This is a genomic window from Streptomyces wedmorensis, from assembly GCF_000716445.1.
In the GTDB taxonomy this organism is placed as follows: Bacteria; Actinomycetota; Actinomycetes; order Streptomycetales; family Streptomycetaceae; genus Streptomyces; species Streptomyces wedmorensis.
The window spans coordinates 100,283-113,536 of sequence record NZ_JNWK01000009.1 but is presented as its reverse complement, the minus strand read 5'-3'; the positions used below and the strand labels follow the sequence as shown (position 1 = coordinate 113,536).

The following is a 13,254-nucleotide window of genomic DNA, read 5'->3' as shown; positions in this document are numbered from 1 at the left end:
CCGCGGGTGGTGTTCGAGAATCGGACCGGTGGGGGCGTACATCTTCTGCCGCGAGGCCCACGAAGTCCATGGCAGGAATCCCGAGGCCACGGAAGCTCACCGCTCCGCGCCGGGAGGCCGGTAGCGGACTTGTCCGGCGCTGCGGAGGGCGTCCAGTGTCTCCTCGACGGTCAAGAGAACGGTGGTCTCGAAGGAGCTGAGTGCACCGCCTCCGCTGATCGCCAGCGCGACGGCGGCCATGGACACGTTGTCCGGAGCTTCCCACAGGTTGTAGCCGTCATGCGTGCCGAAGGCGTACCAGAAGCCGTGGAGCTTCCCCCCGACAGACTCGATGTACGACCGAGCGGCCTCCGCGCGGTCCTCGGGGTGCCCGATCAGCCTCGCCCACGTCTCCGGCGTGTAGCTGAACCTCGACAGATAGAGCGGCATCAGGTCTCTCCTTCGTTTTCCCCACGGATGCCCGCGCTGGGGTGGAGAGGCGACGGACGCGGCCCGCGAATCCCCCGAACGGCCGGGCACGATGACCGGTACAGCCCACGATCGACGGTGAGCGTGCGGACCGGGCCGTGCGCAGAGGGTCGCTCCCTCGGCGTGAGGTGCGCCACAGGGACCGCCCGGAGGCAGGTCGGGCGCTTCCGTGGGCACCGTGCGCTCTGGTAGACGTGGTGGCGTACTTGTTCGATTCGTCCCGAAAGCACCGCCATGAGCCACGGCCCCGGTCCTCGTTCCGAACTGGTCGGCTTCAGCATCGACCTCACTGTCGAGGAGGCACGTCGGCGTGCCGAGGTCGTGGCCGCCCTGGGGCCCGACTGGGACCCCGTCGCCGTTCTGCGTGAGGAGGAGGCGGCGCACGCCCTGCTGTACTCGGGCTTGGACGAGGAGCAGCAGAGGCTTCACGCGATGCTGGTCGCGGCCGGTGTGCTGCCCGGGGAGGTGCCGGGCCGTGCGTCTTCCGCTTGACCCCCACGCCGACCCGGCTCGGCGGGCCTGGGTAGCGTGCCCCGGCTGCGACGACGCCCGTGACTGCGCGACCTGTCTGGAGCGCCGGAACTGCCGGAGCCACTGGCGCTATCTGATCGGGAACAACGGCCTCAGGGTCCACCTGCAGTGCCCGAACTGCACCCACACGTGGACCCTCGACACCTCCCGTGAGCGACGCGGCCGCCGGGCCTGAGCTCAGCAGATCCGCGGCAGCTGCTCTCCGAGCGGCATGTCCACGACGCGGGTGCCGCCGAGTCCGGTACGAGCCACCACCATGCCCGGGTGGGTCTCGACCGCCTCGCCGATCACCGCTGCTGCGGTGCCCATGGGGTGAGCGCGCATCGCGGCCAGTACGGCGTCGGCGTGGTCACGCGGGACGAAGGCCACGAGCTTGCCCTCGTTCGCCACGTACATGGGGTCGAGTCCGAGCACCGCGCAGGCGTTGCCGACGGCTTCGGGGACCGGGACGGCACGCTCCTGGATGACGACGCCCGTGCCCGACGCCGCCGCGATCTCGTTCAGCGAGGCGGCCAGGCCCCCGCGCGTGGGGTCGCGCAGCACGTGCAGGTCCGGCGTGACGGCGAGCATCGCCTCGACGAGGCCGCCGAGCGGCGCGCAGTCGCTGTTGATCTCGACACCGAATTCGAGGCCCTCCCGCACGCTCATGATCGCCACGCCGTGCATTCCGATCGGGCCGCTCACGATCACCACGTCTCCTGGCACCACCCGCTGCGGACGCAGGTCGACTCCGTCGGGGATCAGCCCGACCCCCGAGGTGTTGATGTAGACGCCGTCGCCGTGACCGGCCTCCACGACCTTGGTGTCACCGGTGACGACCTGGACGCCGGCAGCGCGCGCCGCCTCACCGAGGGCTTGCGCGACGCGGGCGACCACGTCGGTCTCGACGCCTTCCTCCAGGATGAACCCGCAGGAGAGGTGGCCGGCCCGGGCGCCGCTCATGGCGAGGTCGTTCACGGTTCCGTTGACGGCGAGGTCGCCGATGCTGCCGCCGGGGAAGAACAGGGGGCGCACCACGAAGGAGTCCGTGGAGAACGCCAGGCGGGCGCCGCCGATCCGGATCTCGGCCGCGTCGGCGGTGTGTGCGAGGGCCGGTCCGCCGTAGGCGGGCGCGAAGACGTGCTCGATCAGTTCGGCGGACAGCGCTCCTCCGCCGCCGTGGCCCATGACGATGCGGGGTTGGTCGCGCAGCGGCGCGGGGCAGGTCCAGGCGAGCATGTCGGGTACCGGCTGCGCGGTGTCGACCGCCGGGGTGGTGCTGACGGTGGTGTCGGGCACGGTGTCAGGCAAGGGGGCTGCCCTCCAGAGAGGCGGTGACCGGGGACGGGGTTCCGGAGGCCGCGCGGGCCGCCGCGGGAGGCCGCTGTCCCGGGGTTCCCGCGTCGAGCCTCCGGTAGAGGTAGTAGGCGGCGCAGGCGCCCTCGCTGGACACCATCGTGGCGCCGAGCGGGGAGCGGGGCGTGCAGGTGGTGCCGAACGCCTCGCACTCGTTCGGTTTCAGCAGGCCTTGGAGGACTTCGCCGCTGCGGCACTCGGCGGGCTCGCGGGTGTCGATTCCCTCGACGGAGAAGCGGTGCTCGGCGTCGTGGTCACGGTAGCGTTCGGACAGGCGCCAGCCGCTGTTCGGGATGACGCCGATGCCGCGCCAGGCCCGGTCGGTGATCTCGAAGACATCGCTCAGCATCGCCTGTGCCGCCGGATTTCCCTCGGCCGTCACGGCGCGCTGGTAGGCGTTCTCGACCGTGTGCTCGCCCCGCTCCAGCTGAAGCACGGTCCTGCGTACGCCTTCCAGGATGTCCAGCGGCTCGAATCCGGTGACCACGATCGGCACCTGGTGGCGTTGGGCCAGCTCCGGGTACTCGGCCGTGCCCATCACGCTGCAGACGTGGCCGGCGGCCAGGAACCCCTGGACGCGGCAGTCCGGGGACCGCATGATCGCGTCGATCGCCGGGGGGACGCGGACGTGGGACACGAGCAGGCTGAAGTTGCGGATGCTCCGCTTGCGGGCCTGATGGACCGTCATCGCGTTGGGCGGCGCCGTGGTCTCGAAGCCGATGCCGAAGAAGACCACCTCCCGGTCCGGGTTCTGCTCGGCGATCCGCAGTGCGTCCAGCGGGGAGTAGACCACCCTGACGTCGCCGCCCTGCCCGCGGACCTGGAACAGGTCGCGGCCCGTGCCGGGGACGCGGAGCATGTCGCCGAAGGAACAGAAGATCACCCCTGGCCGGGAAGCGATCTCCAGGGCCTTGTCGATCATCTCCAGCGGCGTGACGCAGACCGGACAGCCCGGGCCGTGGATCAGCTCGATCTCGGGAGGCAGGAGCTGGTCGATGCCGTGCCGGATGATGCTGTGGGTCTGGCCGCCGCAGACTTCCATCAGGGCCCAGGGTCGGGTCACCGTCGCACGGATCTCGTCGAGCAGCCGGCCTGCCAGGGCCGGGTCCTGGAACTCGTCGATGTACTTCACGGCCGCACCTCTCCGTGGACGCCGTCCTGCGCCTGCCACTCGCTTCCCGCGGCCTCGGCGGCCTCCCACGGGTCTCCGAACTCCTCCTGGAGCAGGCCGAGGGTCTCGAACAGCTCCAGCGTCCGCCTGGCCGACTCCTCGTCGAGCTTCTGGAGGGCGAAGCCCACGTGCACGATGGCGTACTCACCGGGCTTCAGGTCCGGCAGGTACTCCAGGCACACCTCCTTGACCACGCCGCCGAAGTCGACCGTGGCCATCCGGGTGCCGTCCCGGTCCTCGACGTCCAGCACTTTTCCGGGTACCGCCAGGCACATGGGTGTGTCTCCTCACTGTCGCTCTCGTCGTGGGGTGCCGGGGGCCGCCCGGTCCGTGCTCCGGGCGGCCACGACGAGCTGGCCGAGAGCCAGGCCGCCGTCGTTCGGCGGGATCAGGCGATGGCGCAGCACGGTGAAGCCGTCTTCCCGGAGTCCTTCGGCGCAGGCCGAGGAGAGCACCGTGTTGGCGAACACTCCCCCGGTCAGGGCCACGGTCTCCACGCCTGTCTCGCCGCGTGCGGCGGCGCAGACCGTCCGCACCAGTCGGGCCACGGCGCGGTGGAACCGCGCCGCGACGACGGCTGCCGGGGTCCCGGCCAGGACGTCGGCGGTCACCGCCGTCAGCAGCGGTGCGGGGTCCGCGGTGAGCGGGGCACCGGCCCGCGCCGAGCCGAGCCGGAAGGCGTAGCGTCCGTCCTCGGCCTCGGTGGGTGCGCGCAGGGCCGCGGCCTCCAGCTCGATCGCGGCCTGTGCCTCGTATCCCGCGTGATGGCGGATCCCCGCGAGGGAGGAGACGGCGTCGAACAGGCGCCCCATGCTGGACGTGGGCACGCAGTTCAGCTCGCGCGCCAACTGCCTTTCCAGTACAGACAGTTCCCCGGGCTCACAGGCTCGCGTGCAGGGCAGAGCTCGGTCGGCGGCGAGGCCCGCGGCCCGCAGATGGGACAGGGCCATACGGTAGGGCCGTCGTACGGCCGCGTCGCCGCCCGGCAGGGGGACGTAGGCAAGGTGCGCGAACCGCTCGAACCCTGCGTAGTCCGCGAGCAGGAACTCACCTCCCCACACGGCGCCGTCGAGACCGTAGCCGGTGCCGTCGAAGGCCACGCCGATCACGGGGTCCGTGCCGTCGAGGCCGTTCTCGGCCATCGCCGCCGCGACGTGCGCGTGGTGGTGTTGCACGGGGACGACGGGCCGTCCCGCCGCGTGTTCACGGGCCCAGCGGGTGGACCGGTAGGCGGGATGGCGGTCGGCGGCGAGCAGTCCGGGCCGTACGCCCGTGACGGACTCCAGCTGCCGCTCGGCGGAGGCGAGGGCGAGTTGGGTGGCGAGGTCGTCCATGTCGCCGATGTGGGCGGACAGCCAGGCCTGGCGTCCTTCGCCGAGGCAGAAGGTGTTCTTCAGGTCCCCTCCGACCGCGAGGGCGGGGGCGACCTCGACGGGCAGCGCGACCGGCAGCGGCGCATAGCCGCGGGAGCGGCGCAGCGTCAGCTGTTCGCCGTCGCAGACGCGGACGACGGAGTCGTCGCAGGGCACGTGGATGGGCCGGTCGTGCAGCAGCCAGGCGTCCGCCAGACCGGCGAGCCTGGTCAGCGCCTCCGCGTCGTCCGTGACGATGGGTTCGCCCGCGAGGTTGCCGCTGGTCATCACCAGCAGGCGGGGCCCTTCCCGGTCCGCCGAGCCGAGGCCGAGGAGGAGGTGGTGCACCGGGGTGTACGGGAGCATGAAGCCGAGGTCCGGGCTGCCCGGCGCCACCGCCCGCGCCGGCGCGGCCCCGTGGCGCGGCCGGGCGTCGTCGCGGCGGCACAGCAGGACGACGGGCCGGACGCCGCCGGTGAGGAGTTCACGTTCGAGCGTGCCGAGGTGCGCGAGGGACTCGATGTCGGCGAGGTCCGCGGCCATCATCGCGAACGGTTTGTCACCGCGCGCCTTGCGGCGGCGCAGTTCGGTCACCGCGTCGGGGTTCGTCGCGTCGCAGGCCATGTGGTAGCCGCCGAGGCCTTTGACGGCGAGGATCGCGCCGGAGGCGAGCATCCTGCGCGCGGCGGCGACCGGGTCGGCACCGGGATCGTGGCCGGGTTCGCCCCGGTCGTGCTCGGGAGCCGGGTCCGTACCGAGGGAGGCGGGGCCGCCTGGCGCCGTGACCAGCCGTAGCCTCGGGCCGCAGCGGGGGCAGGCGACGGGCTGCGCGTGGAAGCGCCGGTCGGCCGGGTCCGCGTACTCCCGGGCGCAGTCCGGGCACATCGGGAAGCCGGCCATGGTGGTGTGGGCCCGGTCGTAGGGCAGTCCCGTGACGATCGTGAACCGGGGGCCGCAGTTGGTGCACGTGATGAAGGGGTGCAGGTACCGCCGGTCGGCCGGGTCGGCGAGCTCCGCGAGGCAGTCGTCGCAGGTGGCGGTGTCCGGCGGGACGAGGGTGCGGACGGCGCCGCCCTGGCGGGAGGGCACGATCGTGAATCCGCTGCCGCCGCTCGCGGCCACCTCGGCCGCCTCGACCGACTCGACCCGGGCCAGCGGCGGGGCGTCGGGCGCGAGGCGGGCGCAGAAGGACGCGACGTCCGCGGGAGCTCCCTCGACCTCCGCGACGACGCCGTCCGCCGTGTTGGTGACGTGGCCGGACAGCCGCAGCCCGGTGGCGAGGGCGTAGACGAAGGGCCGGAAGCCCACGCCCTGCACGACACCGCGGACGACCACACGGCTGCGCCGCGGGGCCGTGGCGGGTGCGGGTCCGGGCCGCGCCGTGGTCACGCGCCGGCCCGGGCCATCACCGGGGTGTGGACACGGTTCCCCTCGGCCGTGGCGAGGGCCCGGTCGAGGAGCGCGCCGGCTCCCTTGCCGTCGCGCACCGAGCTGAGGACGACCTCGACACCGGGGTTGACCTGCTGCACGTTGGCGCGGAAGGCCGCCTCGTCGAACTCCGCGGCCTCGGCCATGTCGGTCTTGGTGACGATCACCAGCTGCGCGAGGCCGAACGCGGTGGGGTACTTGAGCGGCTTGTCCTCCCCTTCGGTGACCGAGGCGAGGACGACGCGGAGCGACTCTCCGAGGTCGTAGCCGGCGGGGCAGACGAGGTTGCCGACGTTCTCGACGAAGAGCAGCCGGGTGGACTCGGGCAGCCAGTCGTGGAGGTGCCGGGCGACCATGTCGGCCTCCAGATGGCACAGGCCGTCCGTGAGCACTTGCTTGACGGGGACGCCCGAGCGGGCCAGGCGGCGGGCGTCGTTCTCGGTGGCGAGGTCGGCGGTGAGCGCGGCGGCGCTGACGCCCCGTTCGCCGGCGAGACGCAGTTCGCGCTCCAGCAGGGCGGTCTTCCCGCTGCCGGGGCTGGAGAGCAGGTTGACCACGGTGGTGCCGCGGGCACTCAGTTCGGTACGCAGGATCTGTGCCGCGGCCTCGTTCTTGGCGAGAACGGCGCGCTGGAGATCGACGGCTCGGCACATGCTCAGCTCTCCTCGGTGATCGGGTGGCGATGTTCTTCGCGCGGCGCCTCGGGGTCGGCCCGGCGGCCCTCCCGGACCTCGGGGTCGGCCCAGCGGACCTCCCGGATACGGAGTTCACGGCCGGAGACCAGTTCGTCGGCGGCGCCGCCGCAGCCGGGACAGAGCAGCCGGGGCGGCATGCCGACCGCCCAGTCCTCGGCGCACGGTGCGCAGCGCGCGGTGCCCGGGACGGTACGGGTGATCAGCTCGGCGCCCTCGACGACGGTTCCGGCGCAGGCGAGTTCGAAGCAGAAGGCGAGGGCGTCGGCGACGACGCCGGCCAGCTCGCCCACGTCCAGTTCGATGCTGCTGACGCCGACGGCCCCGCGGGACGTCGCCGCGGCCTCGACCTGGTCGACGACGGCGACCGCGAGGGACATCTCGTGCATCGGTCTCCGTCCTGGGCGCGGGGGTCTCGGGCGCCATTAGAGAACGGGGAGCGGCGGGGGCACCCCCGGCGCGCCGGGACCGGACGGCGGTGTCGTCCGTTCGGTGCAGCCGCCGCCACCGGATCCGCAGGTGCGTCACATCCTGCTGATGCGCAGATAGCGCCGGAGGTCGGGGAGGACTCCGACGACGACGGCCGCGACGGCCAAGGCGGCGGTGGCGGCGACTGCGGCGCCGAGGACGTTCCTGTGCATGGTGCTCTCCGTTTCGGTTTTCATACGACGGCTTCCTGGCGGACCAGTTCGGTCACCATGCGCACCGCCTCGGGCACGGCCGCGGCGACCTGCGGACTGAGCCCGATGCCCTCGTCGAGGCAGGCCGGTTCGCAGCCGACGACGAGGATCCGCCGTGGCGGCGCGGCCCCGGTTCCCGCGCACAGGGTGTCGAGCAGGGCGAGGACGGCGTCAGGCGTCATCCGGTGGCCGTCGAGCGGCGCGGGCTCCGTACCGCCTGCGCGGTCGCCGCCCGCGGAGGCGTCGATCAGGTACAGCGTCCCCGGTTCGCCGCCGCGGGCGGTGACGTCGACGAGGACGAGGGTGTCCCAGCCGTCGAGGAGTTCGTAGGCGAGGTGGACGCCCCGCACCCCGACGTCGGTCAGCTCGACGGAGGCGGGGAGTTCCTCGCGGGTGAGCCGCCGCAGGGTCTCCACGCCGAAGCCGTCGTCGCCGAGGAAGATGTTGCCCACCCCGGCCACGAGGGTGCGGGCCGTGCCGGGCGCCGGGGCCACGGGTGCGGGGCCGTTCACATGTCCTCCAGGGCTTCGACCTCGTCGGGCTGGAAGTAGAGGAACCGGCCCTGTTCGCGGCGGATGTCGGCGCCCGGGTCGTCCTCCACGGTCACCGCGATGTGGACTCCGCCGTCGACGTCGTGGAGGACGGCCTCGACCAGCGCGCTGCGCCCGTCGAGGAACAGGTCCTGGGCGTCCGTGCGGCGCAGCCGGGGGCGCAGGACGACCCTGCTGCCCGCGCGGACCGCGCGTCCGTCGACGAGGACGTGGTCGCTGCCCGGATCGACACCGGTGTCGCCGCCCGGGTCCCACCAGGGCGTCTCCGGTTCGAGGATGTCTCCGCCCGGCTTCGGGGGGCCGGTGACGCTCTGGAGGCTCCGTACCGCTCCGTGCAGACGCTCGAGGACCTCGGGCGGCATGGTGTCCGCCAGCTCGATCACCGCCGCCGCGCGGGCGTCGGTCCCTCTGGCCTCGCGCTTCTCCTCGTCGGTGAGGGCCGCCGTGCGCAGGGCGAGGATCTCGTCGATCTCGGTCGCGTCGTAGAGGGCGCCGGGGCTCTCGGGAGCGATGGCCGGGTGGTCCTCCAGGATGATCGGCGAGGAGAGCATCAGGTCGTCGCGGCCGGGTTCGCCGGCCAGGACGGGCCAGGTGTGCAGGTTGCGGCAGGCGGCGACGGCGCCCTTGGCCCATTCCGGCGGGTCGGTCATCGACAGGAACGAGCCGCCGTCGATACGGAGCAGCGTGTGGGTGGCGACGAGGGAGTACGGCAGTGCCGCGTGGCGGTCGGTGCCGCGCTCGGCGGCCCAGTCGCTGGTGTTCTCCACCGTGACCGAGAGGCGCTCGACGCGGTACGGGCCGTCGAGTTCGTCCGCCGAGATCCGCAGGGTGCCGCTGACCTCCTCGCGGCGGCGTACGAGTCGGCCGAGGACGCGTCCGTCGGTGTCGGTGACCTCCTCCGTCTCCTCGGCGGCGGGACGGGTGAAGGGCAGGGCGGTGCCGTCACCCCGCAGTTCGGCGACGGGGACGACGAGGGTGACGCGCTCCTCGACACCCTCGTCCCAGGCCACCAGGACCCGGTCGGCCAGCCGGAGTTCACCGGTCGGAGCGAAGGTCCCGTCCTCGCGCAGTTCCTCGACGGTACGCCGCTGGGCGCGCAGGAAACGGACCTCCACGGCGAGCTCGGCGCCGGTCCTGGGCTCCATGAGGCATTCGGTGAGCTGGAAGTCGTGCTCTTCGGCGGCGGCGCTCCAGGACGGCGGCACCAGGACCCCGAACTGCCAGCGGAGCCGGTTCTTCGCGGCGGACGCCCGGTACGGGTAGAGGACGTAACCCTCGAAGAGGACGGCGTCGGCGACGTGCCGGGCGACGGCGAACCGGGCCTCGGTGCCGGGGGTGAAGGTGAGGGTGGTCATCGTGTCCTCTCCCCCGCCGCTTCGAGCAGGGACTCGACGGTGGCCTCCCACGACGGGAGGGCCCGGCGCGAGCGATAGGCGAGCAGGGCGTCCATCGCGTCGCCCGGGAGCCGGATCCATCCGCAGCCGGGGAAGTGCTGGTCGATCATCTCGCGCCATACCTTCACGGGCATGCGGTGGGAGACCTCCTTGTCCCAGGGAACGGGCTCGACGTGGAAGCCGCCGGCGCCGGTGAAGGCGGTGCCGGAGAAGAGCAGGAGCAGCGGGACGTCGCCGTCGGAGAGCGCCCGGAAGTAGCGGGACGCGGCGATGTCGGTGTCGTAGGTGCACGGCACGACGAGGTCGGTCTCGATCTCGCCGGTGAAGCCGGGCACCATGACGGAGGCCTGGGCGAACTGGACCGGGTTGAGGCTGCTGCCCCACCGAGAGCGCTCGCCGAAGAGATCGCCCAGGGCGGCGGCCTCGTGGTCGTCGTAGCCGCGCCGGGCGGGTTCGATACGGATCTGGCAGCGCAGGGCCATGGCGTGGACCCGGGTGCCGCCGGTGGCGGTGATCCGCAGCCGGAACACGAGCGTGGGTCCGGCCGCGTAGGCGTCGGCGCGGACGTCGGTGCAGCTGAAGGAGAACTCGGTCACGGCCGGCTCCCCTGCGGCTCGCGTGCCAGGCCGCGTACGTGGGTGAAGAGGGCGTCGAGGTCGGCCCGCGCCTCCGCGCCGCCGTCGAAGCCCTGCCAGTGCAGTCGCATGCGGCCCACCAGTTCGTAGCAGAGGTCGATCGGCACGAGGAAGCACTCGGTGCGGCCCTCGTGGCGGCGCAGCAGCAGGGCCTCGACGTCGGGTTCGAGGTGGGCGGCGAGCCGGGTGGCGTCGAGGACGGACCGCCAGGCGTCCTCCTCCAGCTCGCTCTCGGTGGCGCCGGCGGGGCTCGGGTAGAGCGCCACCGGCCGGTCGAGGGCGGAGTTGCGGAAGAAGAACGCGACCGAGACCGGGATCCGCAGCGCCTCCCAGGCCCGGTCGTCGATCCGGTGGCCCGGGTCACTGAGGAAGCGGCCGGGGACGGCCCGGAACCGCCCCGGTGAGGCGGCGGAGCGGTCCATGAGCTGCGCGCACGGTCCGCAGGCGCAGACCAGGGCCCGCTTGTCCGTGTCGACGAGATGCGGGTGACGCTCCTCGGCCGCCAGCGGGGCCCCGCACAGTTCGCAGCGCTCCTCGCGGGGCGGGCGGGGGGTGGTGAACCGGCGCAGGCCGGTGGGCGCCGGGGGCCGCACGGCGCTGTTCGGCGGCCCGTTCACCGGGCGGCCGGTGAGCGGCCGTCCGCGCCCGCGAGGGACGGACGGGTGCCGATCTGGAGCAGCGCCGGTTCGCGCGGGGCTCCGGTCTCCAGCTCCACGCCGGTGACCTCGGGGGCGAAGCAGGCGAGGGCGTCCACGGCCGCCTGCCGGAGGGACTCCTGGGTGCCGGAGCAGCCGCAGCCGGTCGAGGCGGTGACCCGGAGCCGCAGCACGCCCGTCGCCGGGTCGAATCCGGCGTTCTCCACGGGCTGCGGCAGGGCGGACAGGGCGCGGTCGATACGGGTCGGCGCGTCCTCGGGGTGCAGTCCGTGCAGGTTGAGGAGGCTCGCGACGAGTTCGTCCGCGAGCAGCGGGCCCAGCGGGTCGGCGGGCGGACGGGCGGCGGGGCGCCCGAGGAGCTCGACGACGCGGGCGATGCCGCTGCCGTAGAACTCCATGAGGACGCGTACGACTTCCTCGGCGGCAGCGCAGGCCTCGGCGTCGCCGTTCCCGGCCAGCCGGTCCAGGACCTCCTCGACCCGCCGGCCCGCCTGTTCGGCGGTGGTCGCGCTCATCCGGCGAGACCGCTCAGGCCGGTGGGCACGTGCATCTGCTTCACGGTCCTGCCGTTGCCCGTGTACATGTGGACGCCGCACGGCAGGCAGGGGTCGAAGCTGCGCACGGCGCGCATGATGTCGATGCCCTTGAAGTTCTCGGGCGTGTTCTCCTCGAAGATCGGGGTGTTCTGCACCGCGTCCTCGTACGGACCGGGGGTCCCGAACGTGTCGCGCGTGGAGGCGTTCCACGGCGTCGGCGGATAGGGGTGGTAGTTGGCGATCTTGCCGTCCCTGATGACCATGTGGTGCGAGAGGACGCCCCGTACGGCCTCGGTGAAGCCGACACCGATGGACTCGTCCGGCACCTCGAACTTCTCCCACGTCTGCGTGCGTCCGGCGCGGACCTCCTCCAGGCCCTTCTCGGCGCAGTGCAGGGCGACGGCGGCCGCGTACGCCTGGAAGTAGGTCCGGGCGCGGTTGCGCTCCAGGGCGTTGCTCCACTTCGGGATCTTCCACTCGAAGGTGGTCTCCGGCTTGGTCATCGTCCGGGGGAGGTTGATGACGACGCTGTGCCCGGTGGCCTTGATGTAGCCGATGTCGACGAGGCCGGAGAGCGCGGTGGACCACAGGCGCGCGATGGGTCCGCCACCGGTGTCGAGTGCCAGGTGGTCCTTGCCGTCGAACCAGCGCGGGGACATGACCCAGCTGTACTTGTCGTCGAAGTTCCGCTTCTGCGGGGCCGGGATGGTGTGCTGGTTCCACGGGTGGCGCGGGTCGACCGGGTTGCCGAGCGGATCGTGGGTGACGAACTGCTCCTGGCCCTGCCAGTCCTCGTAGTACGAGCTGCCGAGCAGGATGCGGATGCCGAGGTTGATCTCGGTGAGGTCGTTGGTCACCAGCTTGCCGTCGACGACGACACCGGGGGTGACGAACATCCGCCGGCCCCAGTCGGTCATGTTGGCGTAGGTGAAGTCGCAGTGCTCGGGGTCGTTGAGCGCGCCCCAGCAGCCGAGCAGCACGCGGCGGCGGCCGACCTCCTCGTAACCGGGCAGCGCCTCGTAGAAGAAGTCGAAGAGGTCGTCGTGGAGCGGGACGACCCGCTTCATGAACTCCACGTAGCGCATGAGGCGGCTCATGTAGTCGGTGAACAGCTGCACGGACGCGACCGTGCCGACGCCGCCGGGGTAGAGGGTGGAGGGGTGGACGTGCCGCCCCTCCATGAGACAGAACATCTCCCGGGTGTAGCGGCTGACCTGGAGCGCCTCGCGGTAGAACTCGCCTTCGAGGGGGTTGAGGGAGCGCATGATGTCCGCGATCGTGCGGTAGCCGTGCTCGGCGGCGTGCGGCGCCTCGGTGCGCTCGGCCAGCTCCAGGACTCCGGGGTTGGTCTCGCGGACCATCTTCTCGCAGTAGTCGACCCCGACCAGGTTCTCCTGGAAGATGTTGTGGTCGAACATGTACTCCGCGGACTCGCCGAGGTTGATGATCCACTCACCGAGGTGCGGCGGCTTCACGCCGTACGCCATGTTCTGCGCGTACACGGAGCAGGTCGCGTGGTTGTCACCGCAGATGCCGCAGATGCGGCTGGTGATGAAGTGCGCGTCGCGGGGGTCCTTGCCCCGCATGAAGACGCTGTAGCCGCGGAAGACGGAGGACGTGCTGTAGCACTCCGCGACGCGCTTCTGCTTGAAATCGATCTTCGTGTGGATGCCGAGGCTGCCCACGATCCGGGTGATGGGGTCCCAGGCCATCTCCACAAGGCCGGAGCCGTCACCCGTCGTCTTCGCCGGAGATGCCATGGTCGCTGTGATGCCCTTCGTCAACTCTTCGACTGAACGAACAGTGGGATGGATGGGGGGGTCCT

16 protein-coding genes are annotated in these 13,254 nt (G+C 72.2%); 2 read left to right on the top strand and 14 right to left on the bottom strand.

All coding sequences use genetic code 11. From position 1 onward, the window contains the following. Positions 1–96: 96 nt before the first annotated feature. Entirely contained in the window at positions 97–429 is a 333-nt protein-coding gene (locus tag OO54_RS10005; RefSeq protein WP_033202489.1) for a GYD domain-containing protein, read from the bottom strand. Positions 430–702: 273 nt separating this feature from the next. Here OO54_RS10005 and OO54_RS10000 point away from each other — a divergent pair, with 273 nt between their 5' ends. Continuing rightward, on the top strand, positions 703–960 hold the full coding sequence (locus OO54_RS10000; RefSeq protein WP_017237502.1) for a DUF6400 family protein: 258 nt from the start codon (positions 703–705) through the stop codon (positions 958–960). Continuing rightward, positions 944–1,174, top strand: a complete 231-nt coding sequence (locus OO54_RS43420) for a hypothetical protein (RefSeq protein WP_037967665.1) — start codon at positions 944–946, stop codon at positions 1,172–1,174. Before OO54_RS10000 ends, OO54_RS43420 begins: the two co-directional genes overlap by 17 nt. Positions 1,175–1,176: 2 nt before the next feature. On the opposite strand, the gene hypE is transcribed toward OO54_RS43420, so the two are convergent. The 13 genes from hypE to OO54_RS09940 all read right to left on the bottom strand — a co-directional run bounded on the left by hypE (position 1,177) and on the right by OO54_RS09940 (position 13,189). After that, positions 1,177–2,217, bottom strand: coding sequence for a hydrogenase expression/formation protein HypE (hypE, locus tag OO54_RS09995; protein ID WP_051786840.1), 1,041 nt, complete (start codon positions 2,215–2,217; stop codon positions 1,177–1,179). 64 nt (positions 2,218–2,281) lie between these two features. Next, a complete protein-coding gene (gene hypD / locus OO54_RS09990) occupies positions 2,282–3,466 on the bottom strand; it encodes a hydrogenase formation protein HypD (RefSeq protein ID WP_033202487.1) in 1,185 nt (394 codons plus the stop codon). Next, entirely contained in the window at positions 3,463–3,780 is a 318-nt protein-coding gene (locus OO54_RS09985; protein ID WP_078905126.1) for a HypC/HybG/HupF family hydrogenase formation chaperone, read from the bottom strand. The genes hypD and OO54_RS09985 overlap by 4 nt, the downstream gene beginning before the upstream one ends. 12 nt (positions 3,781–3,792) lie before the next feature. Then, entirely contained in the window at positions 3,793–6,246 is a 2,454-nt protein-coding gene (gene hypF / locus OO54_RS09980; RefSeq protein ID WP_033202485.1) for a carbamoyltransferase HypF, read from the bottom strand. Next, entirely contained in the window at positions 6,243–6,938 is a 696-nt protein-coding gene (gene hypB / locus OO54_RS09975) for a hydrogenase nickel incorporation protein HypB (RefSeq protein WP_033202484.1), read from the bottom strand. Before hypB ends, hypF begins: the two co-directional genes overlap by 4 nt. Positions 6,939–6,940: 2 nt before the next feature. Next, a complete protein-coding gene (locus OO54_RS09970; protein WP_033202483.1) occupies positions 6,941–7,366 on the bottom strand; it encodes a hydrogenase maturation nickel metallochaperone HypA/HybF in 426 nt (141 codons plus the stop codon). Between the two features lie 135 nt (positions 7,367–7,501). Further along, the gene (locus OO54_RS45780) at positions 7,502–7,642 is read right to left on the bottom strand and encodes a DUF6893 family small protein (RefSeq protein WP_017237509.1); all 141 of its coding nucleotides are present in this window, start codon (positions 7,640–7,642) and stop codon (positions 7,502–7,504) included. Next, positions 7,639–8,169 carry a hydrogenase maturation protease gene (locus OO54_RS09965; RefSeq protein ID WP_200146761.1) on the bottom strand — a complete coding sequence of 177 codons (531 nt, stop codon included), beginning with the start codon at positions 8,167–8,169 and terminating at the stop codon, positions 7,639–7,641. Before OO54_RS09965 ends, OO54_RS45780 begins: the two co-directional genes overlap by 4 nt. Further along, complete coding sequence (locus OO54_RS09960; protein ID WP_033202482.1) at positions 8,166–9,563, bottom strand: hypothetical protein; 1,398 nt, start codon at positions 9,561–9,563, stop codon at positions 8,166–8,168. Before OO54_RS09960 ends, OO54_RS09965 begins: the two co-directional genes overlap by 4 nt. Further along, positions 9,560–10,198 carry a DUF6084 family protein gene (locus OO54_RS09955; protein ID WP_033202481.1) on the bottom strand — a complete coding sequence of 213 codons (639 nt, stop codon included), beginning with the start codon at positions 10,196–10,198 and terminating at the stop codon, positions 9,560–9,562. The genes OO54_RS09960 and OO54_RS09955 overlap by 4 nt, the downstream gene beginning before the upstream one ends. Then, positions 10,195–10,854: a DUF5947 family protein gene (locus OO54_RS09950; protein ID WP_078905125.1), complete on the bottom strand. Its 660-nt coding sequence runs from the start codon at positions 10,852–10,854 to the stop codon at positions 10,195–10,197. Before OO54_RS09950 ends, OO54_RS09955 begins: the two co-directional genes overlap by 4 nt. Continuing rightward, positions 10,851–11,408, bottom strand: coding sequence for a hypothetical protein (locus OO54_RS09945; protein ID WP_033202480.1), 558 nt, complete (start codon positions 11,406–11,408; stop codon positions 10,851–10,853). The genes OO54_RS09950 and OO54_RS09945 overlap by 4 nt, the downstream gene beginning before the upstream one ends. Continuing rightward, positions 11,405–13,189, bottom strand: a complete 1,785-nt coding sequence (locus OO54_RS09940; protein ID WP_026057905.1) for a nickel-dependent hydrogenase large subunit — start codon at positions 13,187–13,189, stop codon at positions 11,405–11,407. Before OO54_RS09940 ends, OO54_RS09945 begins: the two co-directional genes overlap by 4 nt. Between the last annotated feature and the right edge of the window lie 65 nt (positions 13,190–13,254).

Bases quoted from the DNA above. Each gene is read 5' to 3' on its own strand.
- OO54_RS10005 (WP_033202489.1), bottom strand. From the start codon at position 429: ATGCCGCTCTATCTGTCGAGGTTCAGCTACACGCCGGAGACGTGGGCG.
- OO54_RS09960 (WP_033202482.1), bottom strand. From the start codon at position 9,563: ATGACCACCCTCACCTTCACCCCCGGCACCGAGGCCCGGTTCGCCGTC.
- OO54_RS09940 (WP_026057905.1), bottom strand. From the start codon at position 13,189: ATGGCATCTCCGGCGAAGACGACGGGTGACGGCTCCGGCCTTGTGGAG.
- OO54_RS45780 (WP_017237509.1), bottom strand. From the start codon at position 7,642: ATGAAAACCGAAACGGAGAGCACCATGCACAGGAACGTCCTCGGCGCC.
- hypB (WP_033202484.1), bottom strand. From the start codon at position 6,938: ATGTGCCGAGCCGTCGATCTCCAGCGCGCCGTTCTCGCCAAGAACGAG.
- OO54_RS09945 (WP_033202480.1), bottom strand. From the start codon at position 11,408: ATGAGCGCGACCACCGCCGAACAGGCGGGCCGGCGGGTCGAGGAGGTC.
- hypE (WP_051786840.1), bottom strand. From the start codon at position 2,217: ATGCTCGCCTGGACCTGCCCCGCGCCGCTGCGCGACCAACCCCGCATC.
- OO54_RS09985 (WP_078905126.1), bottom strand. From the start codon at position 3,780: ATGTGCCTGGCGGTACCCGGAAAAGTGCTGGACGTCGAGGACCGGGAC.
- OO54_RS10000 (WP_017237502.1), top strand. From the start codon at position 703: ATGAGCCACGGCCCCGGTCCTCGTTCCGAACTGGTCGGCTTCAGCATC.
- OO54_RS09970 (WP_033202483.1), bottom strand. From the start codon at position 7,366: ATGCACGAGATGTCCCTCGCGGTCGCCGTCGTCGACCAGGTCGAGGCC.